Annotated in this window: 17 protein-coding genes, 2 tRNA genes and 1 pseudogene; 13 read left to right on the top strand and 7 right to left on the bottom strand. The window is 70.0% G+C overall.

The annotated features are described in order from the left end of the window. Positions 1-39: 39 nt before the first annotated feature. Positions 40-1,047, top strand: a complete 1,008-nt coding sequence (locus ACSMXO_RS34475; protein WP_346262724.1) for a sugar phosphate isomerase/epimerase family protein — start codon at positions 40-42, stop codon at positions 1,045-1,047. Positions 1,048-1,194: 147 nt separating this feature from the next. Here ACSMXO_RS34475 and ACSMXO_RS34470 read toward each other — a convergent pair whose 3' ends face one another. After that, entirely contained in the window at positions 1,195-1,572 is a 378-nt protein-coding gene (locus ACSMXO_RS34470; RefSeq protein WP_455415265.1) for a hypothetical protein, read from the bottom strand. A gap of 259 nt (positions 1,573-1,831) precedes the next feature. On the opposite strand from ACSMXO_RS34470, the gene ACSMXO_RS34465 reads away from it, so the two are divergent. The 6 genes from ACSMXO_RS34465 (at position 1,832) to ACSMXO_RS34440 (ending at position 7,604) form a co-directional block, all read left to right on the top strand. Then, a tRNA-Asn gene (locus ACSMXO_RS34465) sits at positions 1,832-1,904 on the top strand. 302 nt (positions 1,905-2,206) lie between these two features. Then, a complete protein-coding gene (locus tag ACSMXO_RS34460) occupies positions 2,207-4,339 on the top strand; it encodes an MMPL family transporter (RefSeq protein WP_455415264.1) in 2,133 nt (710 codons plus the stop codon). A 14-nt stretch (positions 4,340-4,353) separates the two neighbouring features. Then, positions 4,354-5,694 carry an FAD-dependent oxidoreductase gene (locus ACSMXO_RS34455; protein ID WP_346262734.1) on the top strand — a complete coding sequence of 447 codons (1,341 nt, stop codon included), beginning with the start codon at positions 4,354-4,356 and terminating at the stop codon, positions 5,692-5,694. A gap of 276 nt (positions 5,695-5,970) precedes the next feature. Then, positions 5,971-6,044, top strand: a tRNA-Ile gene (locus ACSMXO_RS34450). Positions 6,045-6,156: 112 nt separating this feature from the next. Then, positions 6,157-6,468 carry a calcium-binding protein gene (locus ACSMXO_RS34445; protein WP_455415263.1) on the top strand — a complete coding sequence of 104 codons (312 nt, stop codon included), beginning with the start codon at positions 6,157-6,159 and terminating at the stop codon, positions 6,466-6,468. Then, the gene (locus ACSMXO_RS34440; RefSeq protein ID WP_455415262.1) at positions 6,465-7,604 is read left to right on the top strand and encodes a hypothetical protein; all 1,140 of its coding nucleotides are present in this window, start codon (positions 6,465-6,467) and stop codon (positions 7,602-7,604) included. Before ACSMXO_RS34445 ends, ACSMXO_RS34440 begins: the two co-directional genes overlap by 4 nt. A 155-nt stretch (positions 7,605-7,759) precedes the next feature. On the opposite strand, the gene ACSMXO_RS34435 is transcribed toward ACSMXO_RS34440, so the two are convergent. The 4 genes from ACSMXO_RS34435 to ACSMXO_RS34420 all read right to left on the bottom strand — a co-directional run bounded on the left by ACSMXO_RS34435 (position 7,760) and on the right by ACSMXO_RS34420 (position 10,896). After that, positions 7,760-7,984: a hypothetical protein gene (locus ACSMXO_RS34435; protein ID WP_455415261.1), complete on the bottom strand. Its 225-nt coding sequence runs from the start codon at positions 7,982-7,984 to the stop codon at positions 7,760-7,762. 191 nt (positions 7,985-8,175) lie between these two features. Then, the gene (locus ACSMXO_RS34430) at positions 8,176-8,634 is read right to left on the bottom strand and encodes a hypothetical protein (RefSeq protein ID WP_455415260.1); all 459 of its coding nucleotides are present in this window, start codon (positions 8,632-8,634) and stop codon (positions 8,176-8,178) included. Between the two features lie 377 nt (positions 8,635-9,011). Continuing rightward, a complete protein-coding gene (locus ACSMXO_RS34425) occupies positions 9,012-10,208 on the bottom strand; it encodes an epoxide hydrolase family protein (protein WP_455415259.1) in 1,197 nt (398 codons plus the stop codon). A 259-nt stretch (positions 10,209-10,467) separates the two neighbouring features. Beyond that, positions 10,468-10,896 (bottom strand): hypothetical protein, encoded by a 429-nt coding sequence (locus ACSMXO_RS34420; RefSeq protein ID WP_455415258.1) that lies wholly within the window; start codon positions 10,894-10,896, stop codon positions 10,468-10,470. 259 nt (positions 10,897-11,155) lie between these two features. On the opposite strand from ACSMXO_RS34420, the pseudogene ACSMXO_RS34415 reads away from it, so the two are divergent. The 6 genes and pseudogenes from ACSMXO_RS34415 to katG form a co-directional block, all read left to right on the top strand. Then, positions 11,156-11,515 (top strand): annotated as a pseudogene (locus tag ACSMXO_RS34415) (YciI family protein); the annotation flags it as partial. Positions 11,516-11,954: 439 nt separating this feature from the next. After that, positions 11,955-12,668, top strand: a complete 714-nt coding sequence (locus ACSMXO_RS34410; protein WP_455415257.1) for a peptidylprolyl isomerase — start codon at positions 11,955-11,957, stop codon at positions 12,666-12,668. 245 nt (positions 12,669-12,913) lie between these two features. Further along, entirely contained in the window at positions 12,914-13,384 is a 471-nt protein-coding gene (locus ACSMXO_RS34405; protein ID WP_455415256.1) for a UPF0158 family protein, read from the top strand. A 108-nt stretch (positions 13,385-13,492) separates the two neighbouring features. Next, complete coding sequence (locus ACSMXO_RS34400; protein ID WP_455415255.1) at positions 13,493-13,774, top strand: carbohydrate-binding protein; 282 nt, start codon at positions 13,493-13,495, stop codon at positions 13,772-13,774. 142 nt (positions 13,775-13,916) lie between these two features. Next, positions 13,917-14,345: a Fur family transcriptional regulator gene (locus ACSMXO_RS34395; protein ID WP_346262733.1), complete on the top strand. Its 429-nt coding sequence runs from the start codon at positions 13,917-13,919 to the stop codon at positions 14,343-14,345. Between the two features lie 34 nt (positions 14,346-14,379). Beyond that, positions 14,380-16,611 carry a catalase/peroxidase HPI gene (gene katG / locus ACSMXO_RS34390; RefSeq protein WP_455415254.1) on the top strand — a complete coding sequence of 744 codons (2,232 nt, stop codon included), beginning with the start codon at positions 14,380-14,382 and terminating at the stop codon, positions 16,609-16,611. 119 nt (positions 16,612-16,730) lie between these two features. On the opposite strand, the gene ACSMXO_RS34385 is transcribed toward katG, so the two are convergent. After that, the gene (locus ACSMXO_RS34385; protein ID WP_455415253.1) at positions 16,731-18,188 is read right to left on the bottom strand and encodes an LPXTG cell wall anchor domain-containing protein; all 1,458 of its coding nucleotides are present in this window, start codon (positions 18,186-18,188) and stop codon (positions 16,731-16,733) included. Between the two features lie 302 nt (positions 18,189-18,490). After that, positions 18,491-18,919, bottom strand: coding sequence for a hypothetical protein (locus ACSMXO_RS34380; RefSeq protein WP_455415252.1), 429 nt, complete (start codon positions 18,917-18,919; stop codon positions 18,491-18,493). Between the last annotated feature and the right edge of the window lie 189 nt (positions 18,920-19,108).

The following is a 19,108-nucleotide window of genomic DNA, read 5'->3' as shown; positions in this document are numbered from 1 at the left end:
AGTCGCGAATCCCGCGTGCGATCAACAGGGAGAAAGATCATGGCGCGACCCATCACGCTCTTCACCGGCCAGTGGGCCGACCTACCCTTCGAGGAGGTGTGCCGGCTCGCCTCGGAGTGGGGCTACGACGGGCTGGAGATCGCCTGTTGGGGTGATCACTTCGAGGTCGACAAGGCGCTCGCCGACGACTCGTACGTCGACCGCAAGCGGGAGACGCTGGCCAAGTACAACCTCAAGGTCTGGACGATCTCCAACCACCTGGTCGGGCAGGCGGTCTGCGACCACCCGATCGACGAGCGCCACCAGGACATCCTGCCGGCCCGGATCTGGGGCGACGGTGAGCCGGAGGGGGTCCGGCAGCGGGCCGCCGAGGAGATCAAGGACACCGCCCGGGCGGCGGCGAAGCTCGGCGTCAAGACCGTCGTCGGGTTCACCGGCTCGTCGATCTGGCACACCCTGGCGATGTTCCCGCCGGTCCCGCCGTCGATGATCGAGCGGGGTTACCAGGACTTCGCCGATCGGTGGAACCCGATCCTCGACGTCTTCGACGAGGTGGGCGTGCGCTTCGCCCACGAGGTGCACCCGAGCGAGATCGCGTACGACTACTGGACCACCCGGCGGACCCTGGAGGCGATCGGGCACCGGCCGGCGTTCGGGTTGAACTGGGACCCGTCGCACTTCGTCTGGCAGGAGCTGGACCCGGTGAACTTCATCTTCGATTTCGCCGACCGGATCTACCACGTCGACTGCAAGGACGCGAAGGTGCGTACCGGGGACGGGCGGCGGGGCCGGCTCTCGTCCCACCTGCCCTGGGCGGACCTGCGCCGGGGCTGGGACTTCGTCTCGACCGGGCACGGCGACGTGCCGTGGGAGGACTCGTTCCGGGCGCTGAACGCGATCGGCTACGACGGCCCGATCTCGATCGAGTGGGAGGACGCCGGGATGGACCGGCTGGTCGGTGCGCCCGAGGCGTTGCAGTTCGTCCGCCGGCTCGCCTTCGACGCCCCGAGCGCGGCCTTCGACGCCGCGTTCAGCAGCAAGGAGTGAGGCGCCACCGCACTGGTGGCCCGGGGCCGATCGGCGGGTAGCCAACCGGTCCGGGCACGGCGAACGGCGCGGGGCCGGCCCGATCCCGGGTCGGCCCCGCACCGTGCACGCGGTTGGCGCGCCTGTTCGGAACAGGTCGTGCTCTGCTCAGAAACTGGTGCCGTTCGCTCCCGACGCCGCCCGGGAGGCGGGGGCGGTCGTCGAGGACTTCGTACCCGATCCGGACGCCGTACCCGATCCGACGGTCGCGTCCGCACGACCGCTGTCGGCGGTGCCCGACTCGGACGAGCTGCCGTTGCCCACGGCGAGCTTCTCGGCCAGCCGGGTGTGGCTGAGCCGGTCCTTGCCCTCCGTGTACAGCCGGGAAGCCTGGGCCTGAGCCACCCCGGCCGCCTCCTGCACCGTCGGGTGGTCGAGGACCTTGCGGCCCTTGAGAACCAGCTCTTCGTACCTCTCCCGGCCCGCGCGGGCGCCCAGGACGAAGCCCACAGCCAGCCCGCCGACGAACCACAGCTTTCCGCGCATGACGGCTCCTCTCCGTGTTCTGACGCGGTCAGCGCCCTCGGTATCCCCGGTGGGCGACCGTGTCGCGCCTGCGTCGTCTGTCCCCAGGTCCGTACCCATCCTCCACCGATGTCATGCCTGGTTGTGGCCCCCGTGCCGTTTTGTCCAGATATCTGCTCCGGACCGCCTCCGGCGATAACCCGGTAGCCCCCTACCCCCGCCCGTCCTGTACTCTTGTCCCGTCGCACGGCACTGGAGAGATCCAGTGCCGGACACGCGATCCCCCGTAGCTCAATTGGCAGAGCAGCCGGCTGTTAACCGGCAGGTTTTTGGTTCGAGTCCAAACGGGGGAGCTTTCCCAACATCCCGCCCGTCGGCCCCGCCGACGGGCATCGTCATATCTGGGGCCCGTCCGGCCTCCGGCACCCGCCCTCCGGCACCCGTCAGCGCACGGCGGCGCTCGCTCGTCGTGCTGCCCGGCGCCCCGCACCGGCGGTGCGGTGGCCTGGCCGCGCGGTGGCTGGGTCCCGCGCTGGCCCGGCGGCGTGGTGGCCGGGCAGTCGGCGGGCGGGGCGGTCGGCGGGCCGGCAGTCGATGGGCCGGGCAGTCGGTGGGCCGGGCAGTGCGGGCGTGGCATGGAACGGATGGGTGGGAGATGGCTGGATCGCGGCGCCGCACCGCCATGCTGCTCGCCGTCCTGCTCGCGGTCGGCTGGCTGGCGGTGGGTGCGCTGTCGACGCCGTACCCGGGCAGGCTCAGCGAGGTTGCCACCAACGACAACGCGGCGTTCCTGCCGGCGGACGCCGAGGCCACCCGTGGGGAACGGCTCGCCGCCGGATTCGTCGAGCGGCAGACCCTTCCGGCGCTGGTCGTCTACGTCCGGGACAGTGGTGTCACCGACACCGACCGGCAGCGGGTGAGCGCCGACGCGGCCCGGTTCGCCACCGTACCCGGGGTGGTGCCGCCGCTGCCGCCGCCGATACCCAGCGCCGACGGCAAGGCGCTCCAGGTGATCGTGCCGGTGGACAACGCCGAGGGCGACCGGACCCGTGAGGTGGTCAGCGACCTGCGCCGGATCGCCGAGCACGGCGACGCCGGCCAGGTCGTCGTGGTCGGCGGCCCGGCCGGGCTGCTCGGCGACCTGACCGAGGTCTTCTCGTCGATCGACGGGCCGCTGCTGCTGGTCACTCTCGCCGTGGTACTCGTCATCCTGCTGGTGGTCTACCGCAGCCCGGTGCTCTGGATCATCCCGCTGCTGGCCGCCGGCCTGTCGTACGCGCTCGCCGCGCTGGCCGTCTACTTCCTGGCCCGCAGCGACGTGATCACGCTGAACGGGCAGGCCCAGGGCATCCTCACCGTGCTGGTCTTCGGGGCCGGTACCGACTACGCCCTGCTGCTGATCGCCCGCTACCGAGAGGAACTGTGCCGGCACCACGACACGGTCGCGGCGATGCGCGCCGCCTGGCGGGGCGCCGCCCCGGCCATCTTCGCCTCCGGCGGTACGGTCATCGCCGGACTGCTCTGCCTGCTGCTCTCCAGCCTCAGCTCCAACCAGGCCCTCGGGCCGGTCGCGGCGGTCGGCATCGGCGCCACCCTGGTGGTGATGCTGACCTTCCTGCCCGCGCTGCTGCTGCTCGGTGGGCGGTGGGCGTTCTGGCCCCGGTCGCCGTACGTCGAGCACGCCGCCACGGTCGGCCGGCTGTGGAAACCGGTCGCGCACTTCATCGCCCGCCGGGCCCGGCTGGTCTGGGTACTGACCACCCTGGCCCTGATCGCGCTCGGCTTCGGCCTGACCCAGCTCGGCGCCACCCGGCTCGGTCAGGCCGAGCTGTTCACCAACCGGACCGACTCGGTGATCGCCCAGGAGGTGATCGACCGGCACTATCCCGGCGGGCTGGGCAGCCCCGCCACGATCTTCGCCCGGGCCGGCGCGGCCGACCAGGTGGCGGCGGCCGCCCGTTCCGTGCCCGGGGTGGCCGAGGTGCGTACCGTCCCGGCCGCCGATCCCAACGCGGTCGGTTCGGAAACCGCGCCGGGCGCGCCGGGTGCGTCCGGCGGCCCGCCGAAGGTGGTGGACGGCCGCGTCCAGCTCCAGGCCACCCTGATGGCGCCGGCCGACAGCGCCGAGGCGGAGCAGGCGGTACGCGAGCTGCGCGTCGCCGTACACGCGGTGCCGGACGCGGACGCGGTGGTCGGCGGGCGCACCGCGATCGGCGTGGACACCTCCGACGCCTCCACCCGGGACCGGAACGTGATCATCCCGGTGGTGCTCGGCGTGATCGTGGTGATCCTGGCCCTGCTGCTGCGGGCCCTGCTCGCGCCGATCCTGCTGATCCTCACGGTGGTGCTGTCGTTCCTGGCCACCCTCGGGCTCTGCGCGTTCCTCTTCAGATACGCCTTCGGCTTTCCCGGCGTCGACGCGTCGTTTCCGCTGTTCGCGTTCGTCTTCCTGGTGGCGCTCGGCATCGACTACAACATCTTCCTGATGAGCCGGGTACGCGAGGAGTCCGTGCGCCGGGGCACCCGGTCCGGGGTGCTGCGCGGGCTGGTGGTCACCGGTGGGGTAATCACCTCGGCGGGCTTCGTGCTGGCGGCGACCTTCTCGGCGCTGGCCGTACTGCCGCTGGTGATCCTGATCGAACTGGGGCTGGCGGTCGCGCTCGGCGTCCTGCTGGACACCATCGTCGTACGGTCGCTGCTGGTGCCGGCGCTGACCTACGACATCGGGCCGGCGGTCTGGTGGCCGTCCCGGCTCTCCCGGATCCCCAACCATCCGGGTGGGGAATGATGGCCGTCTCCGAGTTGCCGGCGGAGATTGATGTGGTGATCGTCGGCGGCGGGCTGGCCGGACTGGCCGCCGCCCGCCGGCTGCACCGCGCCGGCACGCCCTGGCTGCTGGTGGAGGCCGTCGACCGGCTCGGTGGCCGGGTCGGCACCGACGCGGTGGACGGCTACCTGATCGACCGCGGCTTCCAGGTGGTGAACACCGGCTATCCCCGGCTGTCGGCCCTGGTGGACCTGACCTCGCTGGGGCTCGGCTACTTCACCCAGGGCGTACTGGTGCGCCGGGGCGAGACCCTGCACCGGATGGTCCATCCGCTGCGGGACCCGCTCGGCGCGGCCCGGACCGTGCTGACCGGCCTCGCCGACGCGGCCGGAGTGGGGCGGCTGGCGAACGCCGGGGACGGCGCCGGGCGCGGCGTGGTCGGGGGCGGGCGGCTCGCGGACGTACGCCGGATCAGCAGTGTGGGGCGGGCCAGCGACCGGCTCCGGCTGGCCGCGCTGGCGGCCCGATGTGCGAGCCTTCCGGTGGACCGGCTGCTCGCGGCCCCGGAGACCAGCACCGAGGCGGCGCTGCGCCGGGCCGGGCTCTCCGACCGGATCGTCGAGGAACTCCTCCGGCCGTTCCTCTCCGGCGTCTTCGGCGAGCGGGAGCTGGCCACCTCCAGTCACGTCTTCGCGATGATCGTCCGATCCTTCGCCCGGGGCCGGATCGGGCTGCCGGCGGCCGGGATCGCGGCCCTGCCGGAGGCGGTCGCCGCCCCGCTGCCGGAGTCGCTGATCGCGCTCGGCGTCTCCGCCACGTCGGTGCGGCCCGGACTGGTACGCACCTCGGCCGGCGCGGTGCGCTGTCGGGCCGTACTCGTCGCCACCGACCCGGCCACCGCGACCGCCCTGCTGCCGCCGCTGGGCCGGGTACGCATGAACACCCTGACCACCTACTACCACTCGACGGCCGAGCCGCCGCTGAACGAACCGATCCTGCTGCTCGACGGGGACCGGCGGGAGCTGGTGGCGAACACGGTGGTGGTCAGTCGCGCGGCACCGACGTACGCCCCGGCCGGGTGGCACCTGGTGGCGACCTCGGTGGCCGGGCCGATGGTGCCGCCGGAGCCGGTGGTCCGCGCCGAGCTGGCCCGGCTGTACGGCCGTCCGGTTGACGACTGGGAGCACCTGACCACGGTCTCGGTGCCGGAGGCGCTGCCCGCCGCGCCAGCTCCGCAGGGGCGGCTGCGGAAGCCGGTGGCGTCTGGGGAGGGAATCTTCGTGGCCGGAGACCACCGGGGGACCCCGTCCGTGCAGGGCGCGCTGGCCAGCGGGTGGCGGGCGGCCGGCGCGATCAACCGGTACCTGGGCGGTTGACCTCGGTCGCGCCGGGGGTGGGCCGGAGTCCGACTCCGGCGCGCATGCCTCCGCCCCGAACCAGGTCAGGTGGGTACCGGACCCGGCCGACCGCTCGGCGTCACCTGGATGTCGATGCCGGTTGGTATCCTCGCCGTGCCGGAACCGCCGGGGCGGTGCCGAACCGGCGAGCACGATCCGGTGGGCCGGGCACGGCCAACTCGATCTTCAACGGGGGGCGCCACATGTCGGTGGCCGGTCGACGCTGTGCCGGGTTACTATCCCGGCGCCCGTCAGGGGGCGGTAGCTCAGCAGGTTAGAGCAGGGGACTCATAATCCCTCGGTCGCGGGTTCGAGTCCCGCCCGCCCCACAAGGTCGCAGTACGCGAACCGTGGCCCGGATGTCGGGTCGATGGTTCGCTACGGGTGGGGGCGCTGGGTGGCGCTGATGAACCATCGGGTTGCGTTGTCTATTCTGCGCGGGTGTCTTCGCTGGGTGAGGCTGAGCTCGATGCTCTGGTTGCCGAGGCGGTCGTTGACTGCTACGACGAGCATGAGCAGCTCACTGGTCTTTTCACAATGATCCAGGACAACTTGGCGGTGCCCTTCGCCACCGAGGTTCTCGGTGTGCCGGTGGTGGTCCGGAAGGTGGATCTGCGCTCGTCCGGGATTGTGGTGATCTGTCACCGCGGCCGGATGCGGCAGGCGATCGGAATCCTGGACCTTCCGTTGCCGGATCCCGCACCTGATGGTGCGCAGTGGATCGAGGCATACCAGTGGTGGGCCGGCCGGTGAGTGAGTACCAGTACTACGAGTTCGTGGCGGTCGACCAGGCACTGACTCCGAAGCAGCAGGACGAGCTGCGGGCGGTTTCCACCCGGGGCCGGATCACGGCGTCGAGTTTCGTCAACGAGTATCAGTGGGGCGATCTCAAGGCCGATCCGGCCAAGTGGATGGAGAGGTACTTCGACGCGCACTTGTACCTGGCGAACTGGGGTACCCGGCGGATCATGCTGCGGTTGCCCAGAGCGGCGCTGGCCCCGGAGACTGCGGCGAGGTTCTGCGTCGGCGAGTCGGCTGGCTCTTGGGCCACCCGTACTCATGTAGTCATTGATCTTCGCAGCGAGGACGAGGACGGCGACGAGGCATGGTGGGACGAGGAGGGGCGGCTCGCGGCGATTGCTCCGGCCCGGGCGGAGCTGTCCGGTGGTGATCAGCGGCTGCTGTATCTGGCCTGGCTGCTGTGTCTGCAGAACCAGGAGCTGGATGACGACGAGCCAGAGCCACCGGTCCCGGCGGGGCTGGCCGAGCTGAGCGGGCCGTTACGGGCCCTAGCCGATTTCCTTCGCCTCGACCCTGATCTGCTGCACGCGGCGGCAGGGGCCAGTCGGCCACTCACCCACAAGAAGCCCTCGGCCGCCGCCTTACGCCGATGGGTGAAGGGCCTGCCGGAGACGGACAAGGACGAGGTGCTGGTCCGGCTACTGCGTGGTGATGCCGGGTTGCTGCGATCGGAGCTGCTGCGGCGGTTTCACGGCGTGGCGGAGGGAGTGCCTGCCGGGGAGAGGCGGACCGCGGGGGACTTGGTCGCTGCGGCCGAGAAACGCTGGTCTGTGCGGCAACAGCAGATTCGGGAGCGTGAGGCTGCCGAGCGCAGGCGTCGTGAGGAGGCGGCTGCCGCGGCCCGTGAGCGGCGTCTGAACGGGTTGGCGCGGAATCCGGTGCTGGCCTGGAACCAGGTGGACGAACTGATCTCGACGAAGCGTCCGAAGGATTACGACGCGGCTGTCGTTCTGCTGAGGGACCTCCAGGCGCTGGCGGCCCGGGAGGGAGAGATTTCTGAGTTCGCGGAGCAGATGACCCGGCTGCGAGAGCGGCATGCCCGCAAGCCGAGCCTGATCGATCGTTTCGACCGGGCCCGGCTGGACTGACAGATCCGGGGCGTGCGGGACGATCCTTGCCGGTGGTGCGACGTGCATCGTTGGCCGGACCAGCTCAGCCGATCGTGCTGGGGGTCTTCTCCTGGCCCCAATGCCCACGACGAAGCGGCCCCGGTTCCCGCGGTGGGAGCCGGGGCCGCTGTCGCTCAGGACGGACTGGTCATGGGGGTCGGCGACGTCGTCGGGCTGGAGTCCGGCAGAGTGGGCGCGTTCGTGGCGGGCAGGTCGTTCGGCCGGTTCATGCAGCCGTTGATGAAGGAGAACCGGCGCAGGTTCTGGAATGCCTCGTTCTCGTCCCTGTGCATGTCGTTCTCGGCGTCTTTGGCTCCGCTCGTCACCTGTCGGACGAACACCTCCGGACGTCGGCCCACCGGCCACCACCTCCCACGGCCTCACGCACTGGGAGACAGCCTGCCCGATAGATCCTCAGAACCGACGGATTACACGATCAACGTTCAAAGACGAGGCACTAGATGATCAAGTCCGCTCGTTGCCCGAGATAAGTGCGCTTGATCAAGGTAGTTAGCGGCCTGTCACATCTTGCGCAACGCCGGGAAGGCGTTCACCACTCGGCGGGCGGGCGAATCCCGAGGCGGCCCAGGGCCGTAGCGACCCGCCTACCATCGCGGTGACGGTAGCGGAGGCCAACCCGGCCTTCGGGGTACATCGTCGTCTCGACCGGAAGCCCCAGCTGCTTCAACCTCCTGCCAACGCGCTCCGTGATCTCCGGCGATTCGCCCCACGAATACTCGGTCCAGACCCTGCCCCACCTTCTGCGGTCGGCCACGACGAGAGCGACAAGACTCAGCAGGGTCCCGATCACCAGGCCAACCACGATCGGCCAGCCGATCAGCAGGCTAACTGCCCATCCAGCCGCTGCACCCGCGAGACACAGCGCCGCCGCAGCCGCCCAGCCGGCCGCATTGAGCTCGACGCTACGAAACAGCCTGCAGCGCCCCAGTCGATGCCGCTTGGATGGTCGGTACTCGGCGTATCGACGCTGCACCTTCGCCTCCAGCATTGGGCCGGATGCCATCACAGACGCGCTGGCATTCTCACGTAACGCTCGCGCACTTCCATGCTGCCAGCCCGTGCGGGCATTCGACTTTGCCGCGATCCGGGCGCGGGCCGTATCCAATGCCCGACCCGCCCGTCCCGGTAGGCTCCAGCCAGTTCGACTGCCTTCAGCAAGTCGTTAACGAGCCGTGTTGCGACGACTCCCAGAATCTGCCGTCGACAGGTTCCCTGCCAATCCCACGGCGATCGTCACCAACGCCGCCGTCATCGGCGACACCACCAGACGACGTCGACCAGGCTCGCCCATGACTACCCGTCGACCGTGATGTCACCTGGCATCCGCTGACCGAGGCGCGCGACCGCGTGAACCCGAGAGTGGGTTCAGGTTCTTTGTAGCGGCCGGAACGCGGCTCGCACCTCGGTCGCGAACAGGTCGGGCTCCTCCCAGGCGGCGAAGTGGCCGCCGCTGTCGGCCTCGTTGAAGTACGAGGGGTTGGGATAGACCGCCTCGACCCAGCTGAGCGGGGCAGCCCAGAGTTCGCCGGGGAACGTCGTGAAGCCGACCGGAACTCGGACCGGCGGAGGAGCCTGGCCGGCCGCACGGGCTGTGGCCTGGAACCGTCCAAATTCCCAGTACCACCGGGCGGCCGAGGCGCCGGTGCCCGTCAGCCAGTACAGCGTGATGTTGTCGACGATGCTGTCCCGAGTGAGGTTGCCCACGGGTTCGCCCTCGACGAACGCGCGGGACATCTTGTAGTAGCTGTCCGTGTCGTGGTCGAGCATCCAGGCCGCCAGCCCGACGGGTGAATCCAGCAGGGAGTAGCCGATCGTCTGCGGCCGGGTGGACTGCTCCAGGAAATAGCCGAAGCCGTCCATCATGAACGTGTTGAGCGCGTCGTGTGCCGCGCGTTCCTGCTCGGACTCCGCCGGCAGTTGGTCCTTGATAGCGATCGCCCCGGCGAGCAGGTTGACGTGGATGCCGAGCAACCCCTCGGGTGCTTGGCGGCCCATCGCGTCCGTGACGCTGGCGCCCACGTCGCCGCCCTGGGCGACGTAGCGCGTGTAGCCGAGGCGGCCCATCAGCTCGGCCCACGCGCGTGCCATACGGTTGGAATCCCAGCCGAGTTCGGTCGGCTCGCTGGAGAAGCCGTAGCCGGGCAGTGACGGTAGGACAAGATGGAAGGCGTCCTCGGCCCGTCCGCCGTGCGCGGTCGGGTCGGTGAGCGGGCCGACGACCCCGAGCAGCTCGACGACCGAGCCCGGCCAGCCGTGCGTCATGATCAGCGGCAGGGCGTTCTCGTGCCGCGACCGTACGTGGATGAAGTGGATCTCGACGCCGTCGATGTCGGTCGCGTACTGCGGCAGGGCGTTCAGCTTCGCCTCGAACGCGCGCCAGTCGTGCTCGGTCGTCCAGTAGCGGGCCAGCTCCTGGACCGTCGCCAGCCGGACGCCCTGGGAGCGATCGGTGACCAGCTCTCGGGAGGGCCAGCGCGTGGCCGCGATCCGGCGACGCAGGTCGGCGATCGCTTCTTCCGGCGTGTCGAGGCGAAAGGGACGGATTTTGTTGTCGTTGGACAAGTTCTCCACCTCCTGGGCTGGTCGACCGGCACAGGGGCGCCGACGGATTCGGCCACTCGCCGCTCATGGTCGCACGGCAGCAGGCGCTTCCATCACAAATATGGGCAAAAGGTCGACCTGGGCTTGGATCGGATTGGCCTAGGAGGCGTAGGTCGGGGTGCGGCAGAGCTCGACCTTGTTCCGCACCGCCCAGGTTCGGGCCGCGCGATCAACGACTTGGCTTGTGGGGTGGGCGGCTGCCGCGGGACGCCCCCGGGTTCTACCGGTGGATCACCGGCGACCTGGATTTGCGGTTTGCGCGGCGACGCGTCCGCCCCACCCACAGCACTCGAACTGGCGACAGTAGGCTCTGCTCCGCCCAAAGGTCGCCGTTCCCGCTGCCGGCCGCCCACCGCTGCAGGGCGCCGTGCATCTCGCGGCTGACCTTCACGAAGCGGCCGACCTTCCTTGGCGGCCGATGGTTCCGGCTCGGAACGATCGCCTGCGCGAGGTCGTGGCCCACCAGCGACGGATCGACGGTGGCGATCCACTTCGCGGCGATCGGTAGTAGGAGGTGCATCGGATCGCGGGCGAGCGGCGCCGCGGTGTCGAATTCGCCGAGGTCGACCAGCCGATAAGCGGTCGGGTCCGCGGGTAGCAGGATGTTGTGCACGTTGAGGTCGCCGTGCGTCCGGCCGAGCACGAGCATCGCCTGCCGGGGGTCAGCCAGGCTGTCGTTGAGGGCCAGGCGCAGCGGGTTGGGCAGCGGTCGCTGGCCGGGCCCCTGTCGATGGAGAACCGGCAGCAGCCAGTATCCCCGCGAACAGGGGCGACATGACGAGCCCCGAACGCTGAGCGGCGGAGATCCCGGAAAAATTCTGCTGGCATAGCGTCGAATCCGAGACGAGTCATTCGTAGAACAGGCGAAAGGCGGCCGGAGGAGGCCGCTGGGACAAGGGAGTCATGGGATGACGCGGTACTTGATCTCGTTCAATGACGGCGCGATGGACCACATCCCCGCCGAGGATTGGCCCGACGTGGGCAAGGCCTCGCACGCGGTGGTCCAGGAGGCCGTGAACGCCGGGGTGTGGGTGTACGGCGGCGGACTCGAAAGGCAGCGGGCAAGCATCGTGGCCACGGACGGGACGGTCACCGACGGCCCTTACCCGGAGACCAAGGAGGTCATTGGCGGGTTCGCGGTCGTCGACGTGGCCACCCGCGAGGAGGCGCTGGCGTGGGCTGCCAAGATCGCCGTCGCTTGCCGCTGCGCACAAGAGGTGCGGGAGCTCATGCCCGACGCCGAAACGGACGCGATGCTCCGCCAGGCTGACGGTCGGGGTGACATCCCGACGACGTCTGATCGAGGGAGACTCGCCAGGTTCAAGCAAGACTTGCGTGACCGTGGTTGACGACGCGGGTCTACGCATCGGCCTGAACCAGGGCGCGAGGCGGTAACCCCGGGGGTCGGGCTGGGGCGAGCCCGGTCCCCGGGCCTGGTGGGACCACCGCGACCAGTGAGCGGCCAGTGGAGCGACAGCCGCTCATCGCGGCGAGTGTGCCCGCTCATCGACCTGTCAGTGCTCGGTGCCGAGAGGAAGCCCTACGAGTCGGTACGGCCGGCCACGGCGATGAACTGCCTCGCGTACTAGGAGATCGCCGAGGGTCGAGCGCAAGCACGCCTGGGGCATCAGGTGATTCCGTGCTTGACGAGTACATCGATGTCCGTTAGACCTGCGGGGGAACTCCTACCGGTCAATGGAGGACAACGTGGCCCCACGTCGCATCGCTGTCACGGTGCTCACTGCCGGCCTGCTGCTCGGCGCTGGCGCCGCTCCGGCACATGCCGCCGCCACGTCGCCGGAGGTGACGAAGGGGCCCTGCCAGTACACCGAGACTCCGGACGAACCGGCGGCACGACCGGTGCCGCTGCCGCGCGATCCCCGGCATGCGCCCGACCGTGGCACGGTGACGACCACTCTGGTCACCAACCTCGGCCTCATCCCGCTGACCCTCGACCGTGCGCAGGCGCCATGCACCGTGCAGAGCTTCCTGCACCTGGTACGGCACAGGTTCTACAACCGGACCATCTGCCACCGGCTCACCACCTACCCGACGCTGAAGGTGCTGCAGTGCGGCGATCCGTCGGGCACGGGCTCGGGCGGCCCTGGATACCGGTACAAGGACGAACTGCCGACGGACCTGCCGCCCGCGCCCACCGACCCGACCGGCGAGCGGAAGGTCTACGCCCGCGGGGTACTCGCCATGGCCAACGCCGGGCCGGACACCAACGGCAGTCAGTTCTTCCTGGTCTTTGCCGACTCGGCGCTGCGGCCGAACTACACGATCTTCGGCAGCGTGCGGCCACTTGGTCTGGGTACCCTCGATCGGATCGCCGCGGGCGGCGTGGCGCCGACGGCCGAGGACCCGGCCCCGGTCGACGGCACTCCGGCCCTGCGCACGGAGATCTGCCTGGCGATCTAGCTATCGCTCAGGCCCGAGTGTTGCCGCAGGTTCCGGTCCGCGTCGGCAAGGGCCAACTGTGCGGGCCACGGAGCATTGCCGACTTTTCCTGCTCGCCGTCCGTCCACTGTTCTTGACCTCGCAGTTTCCTTCGGCGATTCAAGTGCGGCAACCTGCGGTTGTGTGACGGTGCGAGCGAACCTGAGCGGCACGGCGGCACATGGCAGGCTACGTGACGACGTGTACTTCGTCGTCTGGAGTGGCTGATGCTGGAGATCCATGTTGTAGATCTTGATGAGCTCGCGACCGCCCTGGCAGATCAGACCGCCTATGAGCACCGTTGGCTGATCAATCCGGAAACCGGGGAGATCGTGGTCTGGACGACGGATGGCGGCGTCGACGGCAAGACGCCGGTCGAGCTCGACGAACTGGATCTGGTTCCGATCGAGCCGCTGCCGTCGCGTGTCTGGTATCGGGACATGGCCGACTTCACCGAGTTGGTCAGCGACGAGCGGGCGGCACGCAGGCTGGGGCGCGCGCTCGACGGTAGAGGGGCGTTCCGCCGGTTCAGGGCCGAGTTGCACGAGGAGTACCCCCATCTGCTCCCGGCCTGGCACACGTTCCGTGACGTGCGGGCCTTGCGCCGGGCCGTCGAGTGGCTGCTCGACAACTCGCTGATCGACGTCGAGGCGGCGGATCGTTTCCGGGCCGATCACCCCGACCCTCCTGTACCGTGACGGCGCGGGGGGCCTTGAGCGCCGTCAGTCGGTGATCGCCAGAGCCAGCATTCCCTGGTCGAGGCCCACCAGCAGGGTGTCGCCAACGGTGCAGCAGGCGAGCGCTGGATGGTAGACGCGACGAAGGTCTACCACAGTGGTGACCGGGTCAGCTACCAGGGCAGGATCTTCCTGGCCTCCTGGTACGCCAAGAACCAGAAGCCGGGTGATCCGTTCGGTCCGTGGCAGGAACTGGCCATGACCGAGGATGGCGTGACGATCTGGACGGCGTCCCGGATCTTCAACTCCGGGGACGTGGTGACCTACGACGGGAAGGTCTTCCGGGCCCGCTGGTACACCCGGAACCAGGCGCCGGGTGATCCGTTCGGCCCGTGGAAGCTGATTAAATAGCGGATGCCGCAGTCGGCCCGGGACCGGATGGTCCCGGGCCGGCGTGGTCCCGGCCCGGGGTGACGTCGAACCCATATTCTTGACTGATTCCAGAAAAGTGGCCAGACTTCCGGGCGTGACTGCGACCCTGGACTTCCCGCAGATGCTGCGCGGTGCCGCGTTGCGGGTGACCCGCCCCCGGGTCGCGGTGCTGAACGCGGTCTACGCACACCCGCACGCCGACACCGATTCGATCATCGGTGCCGTGCGCACCGATCTTCCCGACGTGTCCCACCAGGCTGTCTACGACTCGCTGCACGCGCTCACCGGCGCGGGTCTGATCCGGCGCATCCAGCCGTCCGGCTCGGTGGCCCGCTACGAGTCGCGGGTCGGGGACAACCACCACCACGCCGTGTGCCGGTCGTGCGGCCGCATCTCCGACGTCGACTGCGCCGTCGGCGAGGCGCCCTGCCTGACCGCTTCCGACGACGACGGCTTCGCCATCGACGAGGCCGAGGTCATCTACTGGGGCCGCTGCCCCGACTGCTCCACCGCAGGCCGATCCCGAACCTCCACCGCAGGCCGATCCTGAATTCTCTGATCCGCGAAGTCACGGAAGGAACCAGATGTCCGAAAACCACGACGCCGTCGTCCACGACGCGGAGGCGGGCAGCGAGTCCCGCTGCCCCGTCGCGCACGGACGTGCCCCCCACCCCACCCAGGGGGGCGGCAACCGCGGCTGGTGGCCGAACCAGCTCAACCTGAAGATCCTCGCCAAGAACCCGGCGGTGGCCAACCCACTCGGCGAGGAGTTCAACTACGCCGAGGCGTTCCAGAGCCTCGACCTGGCCGCCGTGAAGCAGGACATCGCGGAGGTGCTGACCACCTCGCAGGAGTGGTGGCCGGCGGACTACGGGCACTACGGCCCGTTCATGATCCGGATGGCCTGGCACAGCGCGGGCACGTACCGGATCAGCGACGGTCGCGGCGGTGCCGGCGCCGGGATGCAGCGCTTCGCGCCGCTGAACAGCTGGCCGGACAACGGGAACCTGGACAAGGCCCGCCGGCTGCTCTGGCCGGTCAAGAAGAAGTACGGGCAGAGCCTCTCCTGGGCCGACCTCATGGTCCTCGCCGGCAACGTCGCGCTGGAGTCGATGGGCTTCAAGACCTTCGGCTTCGCCGGTGGCCGCGCCGACGTGTGGGAGCCCGACGAGGACGTCTACTGGGGTCCCGAAACCACCTGGCTCGGTGACGACCGCTACACCGGCGAGCGGGAGCTGGAGAACCCGCTCGCCGCCGTCCAGATGGGCCTGATCTACGTCAACCCGGAGGGCCCGAACGGCAACCCGGACCCGATCGCCTCGGCCCGGGACATCCGGGAGACGTTCCGCCGGATGGGGATGAACGACGAGGAGACCGTGGCGCTGATCGCCGGCGGCCACACCTTCGGCAAGACCCACGGTGCGGGTCCCGCCGACCACGTCGGCCCGGAGCCCGAGGGCGCCCCCATCGAGGAGCAGGGCCTGGGCTGGAAGAGCAGCTTCGGTACCGGCAAGGGTGCGGACACGATCACCAGCGGTCTCGAGGTGACCTGGACCTACCACCCGACCCGGTGGGACAACGAGTTCTTCCACATCCTGTTCGCGTACGAGTGGGAACTGATGAAGTCGCCGGCCGGCGCGCACCAGTGGCGTCCCAAGAACGGCGCGGGCAGCGACATGGTGCCGGACGCGCACGATCCGTCGAAGCGCCGCGAGCCGCGGATGCTGACCAGCGACCTCGCGCTCCGGTTCGACCCCGTCTACGAGCAGATCTCGCGGCGCTTCCTGGAGCACCCGGACGAGTTCGCGGACGCGTTCGCCCGGGCCTGGTTCAAGCTGACCCACCGCGACATGGGCCCGGTCGTGCGCTACCTCGGCCCGGAGGTCCCGACCGAGACGCTGATCTGGCAGGACCCGATCCCGGCGGTGGACCACGAACTGGTCGACGCCGCGGACATCGCCGCGCTCAAGGCCCAGATCCTCGCCTCGGGGCTGTCGGTGTCCCAGTTGGTCTCCACCGCCTGGGCGTCGGCGTCGACGTTCCGGGGCGGCGACAAGCGCGGCGGTGCCAACGGGGCGCGCATCCGCCTGGAGCCGCAGAACGGCTGGGAGGTCAACGAGCCCGACGAGCTGGCCCGGGTGCTGCACACCCTGGAGGGGATCCAGCAGGCGTTCAACGCCGCCCAGACCGGCGGGAAGAAGATCTCGCTCGCCGACCTGATCGTGCTGGGCGGCTCCGCCGCCGTCGAGCTGGCCGCCGAGACCGCCGGCCAGACGGTCGAGGTGCCGTTCACGCCGGGGCGTACGGACGCGTCGCAGGAGCAGACCGACGTGGAGTCCTTCGCGGCACTGGAGCCGACGGCGGACGGGTTCCGCAACTACCTCGGCAAGGGCCACCGGCTGCCGGCCGAGTTCCTGCTGGTCGACCGGGCCAACCTGCTGACCCTGAGCGCGCCGGAGATGACCGCCCTGGTCGGTGGCCTGCGCGTCCTGGGTGCGAACTACCAGCAGTCGCCGCTGGGCGTCTTCACCACGACCCCCGGATCGCTGACCAACGACTTCTTCGTCAACCTGCTCGACCTGGGCACGACGTGGCGGGCGACGTCCGAGGACGCGAACACCTTCGAGGGCCGTGACTCCGCCACTGGCGAGGTCAAGTGGACGGGTACCCGGGCGGACCTCGTCTTCGGCTCCAACTCGGAGCTGCGGGCGCTCGCCGAGGTCTACGCCAGCGATGACGCCCGGCAGAAGTTCGTCCGCGACTTCGTCGCCGCGTGGGTCAAGGTGATGAACCTGGACCGGTTCGACATCGCCTGATCCTGATGTTCCGGACCGGCCCACCCGGGGCGGTCCGGACCCGCCAGGCCCGGCTCGTCCACCGACGAGCCGGGCCTGCGCTTGTCCGCTGCTGGATCAGCCTGTCCAGCCGACCGGCGTCAGCGGCGTACCGTTCGGCGTCGGCGGCTCAGGTAGAGGAAGGCCGCGCCGGCGATCAGCAACGCCACGCCGACCCCGAGGAAGGTGATGGTGTTCGTACCGGTGAGCGCCAACCCGCCGCCACCCCCGGACGCCGCCGTCTCGGCGTTGTCGCGGGCCGGCGGGCCCTGGGCCACGTTCGCCCCGCCCGCTGGCGACTCCTCGGTCACCGGCTCGGTGGTTTGGCTGGTCGGAGTGGTCGCGCCAGCCGCCGGCTTCTGCGGAGTCGGCTTCTGCGGAGTCGGCTTCTGTCCGGCCGGTTCCTGCCCGTTCCCCGGCTGCTCCTGGTCCGGTTCCTGCTCGGGGGAGTCGTCACCGGGCTGCTCCGCCGGTGGCTGCTGGCCACCGGGGTTGCCGGCGGGCGGTTGCTCGTTGCCGGGCTGCTCGGCGGGCGGTTGCTCGTTGCCCGGCTCTTCGGCCGGTGGCTCTTCGTTACCCGGCTCCTCCGCCGGTGGCTCTTCGTTGCCCGGCTCCTCCGCCGGTGGCTCTTCGTTACCCGGCTCTTCGGCCGGTGGCTCTTCGTTGCCGGGCTCTTCGGCCGGCGGCTCCTCCTCGGCCGGCTGGACCTGGATGCGGACCGAGTCGAGCGCGGGGATCTGGTTGGCGCGCACCATCATCGGGATGCGGTGTGAACCGTCACCGGCCCACGACGAGCACTGGGCGAGGCCGGCGGGCAGCCCGGGTACCTCGATGATCACCGAGTCCGGTTCGTCGCCGCCCTTGCCATCCTCCGTCGCGACGAAGAACGCCGGTACCGGAGCCGGGTCGGCCGCCTCGGTCGTGGTGGTGAGCATCCGGCAGGCGGTGTGGAAGTGACCCCGGACCAGGCCCTCGTCGTTGAGCAGGGAGGACTCCAGGTAGTAGCCGCCCCGCCCGGCCGGCAGGAACCGGTCGCGGACGAGGTTGCGGGTGCTCACCACGAGCCGGAACGGCTGTCCCTCGCGTACGGTCCGCGGCGCCTGGGCGATCAGCAGTGTCGGGTTCTGCTCCGCGGCACCCACCTCACCGAAGGCAGTCGGCACGCACCGGCCGCCGTCCTGGAAGCCGGTGTGCGCGGGAAGCTCGCTCGCCTCGCAGTCGTCGCCCAGGGCGTTCAGGCCGCCGCCACCCGGAGTGGCTCCGCCAGGGGTACCCGACGGCCTGGCCGGGCCGGTCGACGGCGGACACGTCTCGGTGGACGCCGGCGGCGACGCCTCGGCGGTCGCGTCGTCCCCGGCGGCGCCGGGACTCTCCGACGCGGCGGCGGACGGCGGTGGGGAGCCTGGCTCGCAGCCGGGGGCAGCTTGCTGGCTCTCCGCGTTGGAGATCTGTGTGACACCGACCAGGCCACCGAACACGGCGAGAGCGGCGGCCACGGCGAGGAGGCGGCGGCGCTGGCCGGAACCGGTGGAGGCGCGACCGCGGTGCGACCGTCGCATGTGTATGAACCTCCCGAAATCATGCGCTGCGGCTCGGGCCGGTGGGGGTTCCGGCTGCCGTGACGGACGACCGTCTTCCGGTGACTCGCGACCCGACAACTCCCGGAGGTCGAGATCGGTGCCGCGCGGCCGTCCCGTACGCCGCATGCACACCGTAGGGACCGGTCCACCGGGAGACCAAACGCAGCAGGCGGAAATGCGGGTTTCTTGAACCGGAGATAATGGAAACTTATGGTGGCCCGTCGGCTCGGTCGGTTTCGCCCGATCGGAGGCGCCGGACCGGTCGGACCGGACCGGAAAGGTCAGTCGATCAGGTTGCGTACGGTTGCCGTCAGATCGGCGAGACGCTCGTCGGCCCGCCGACGCTGATGCCTGATCCACTCCTTGCCCTCGGCGGCGATGCCCTCCAGCACGTTCAGCGTGCGGGGAAGGCCAGACGCGTCCAGTGTGACCTGGGACAGCATCTCCGGATCCTCGTCCTGCCGAGGATCCTCGGTGTGCGACTCGGTCACCCGTACGCTGATCGGCTCGCCGTTGACCAATGTCAGCTCGAACGTCTGCTGCTGTTTCGCGGCGCCGTGCACGCGTACGGCGGCTACCGCGTCGAAGCGGTAGTTCAGGCGTTGCGTCCGGTTGGCGGGGCACTTCTCGAAGTCGGGATCGATGTCCACCTGGCGTACGCCGTCATCGGTCAACAGGAAGAGCAGGAGGCGTATCTCGAGTAACGCCATGGCCCGCCGCGGAACCGTGCCCGCTTGTAGGAGTCGGCGGGCGCCTCGATGAACGCATGGGCGATCACCTGGCTCGGCCTGAGTCGGTAGTGTCGCATGGCCTCGTCGACGAGGATCTTCCGATCACACTCCAACCAGGCGGCCATCTCCGGCTCCGAGGGCCTGCGCGACAGTTTCCGCTGCCAGCGG

The sequence above is a fragment of the Plantactinospora sp. DSM 117369 genome (assembly GCF_053764795.1).
The sequence above is the reverse complement of the archived record's forward strand: the minus strand, read 5'-3'. Positions and strand labels throughout refer to the sequence as shown.

Excerpts from the sequence above, each read along its gene's own strand:
- ACSMXO_RS34475 (WP_346262724.1), top strand. The coding sequence starts at position 40 with ATGGCGCGACCCATCACGCTCTTCACCGGCCAGTGGGCCGACCTACCC.
- ACSMXO_RS34470 (WP_455415265.1), bottom strand. The coding sequence starts at position 1,572 with ATGCGCGGAAAGCTGTGGTTCGTCGGCGGGCTGGCTGTGGGCTTCGTC.
- ACSMXO_RS34460 (WP_455415264.1), top strand. The coding sequence starts at position 2,207 with ATGGCTGGATCGCGGCGCCGCACCGCCATGCTGCTCGCCGTCCTGCTC.
- ACSMXO_RS34430 (WP_455415260.1), bottom strand. The coding sequence starts at position 8,634 with ATGCTGGAGGCGAAGGTGCAGCGTCGATACGCCGAGTACCGACCATCC.
- ACSMXO_RS34420 (WP_455415258.1), bottom strand. The coding sequence starts at position 10,896 with ATGCTCGTGCTCGGCCGGACGCACGGCGACCTCAACGTGCACAACATC.
- ACSMXO_RS34405 (WP_455415256.1), top strand. The coding sequence starts at position 12,914 with ATGCTGGAGATCCATGTTGTAGATCTTGATGAGCTCGCGACCGCCCTG.
- ACSMXO_RS34400 (WP_455415255.1), top strand. The coding sequence starts at position 13,493 with ATGGTAGACGCGACGAAGGTCTACCACAGTGGTGACCGGGTCAGCTAC.
- ACSMXO_RS34395 (WP_346262733.1), top strand. The coding sequence starts at position 13,917 with ATGCTGCGCGGTGCCGCGTTGCGGGTGACCCGCCCCCGGGTCGCGGTG.
- katG (WP_455415254.1), top strand. The coding sequence starts at position 14,380 with ATGTCCGAAAACCACGACGCCGTCGTCCACGACGCGGAGGCGGGCAGC.
- ACSMXO_RS34385 (WP_455415253.1), bottom strand. The coding sequence starts at position 18,188 with ATGCGACGGTCGCACCGCGGTCGCGCCTCCACCGGTTCCGGCCAGCGC.
- ACSMXO_RS34380 (WP_455415252.1), bottom strand. The coding sequence starts at position 18,919 with ATGGCGTTACTCGAGATACGCCTCCTGCTCTTCCTGTTGACCGATGAC.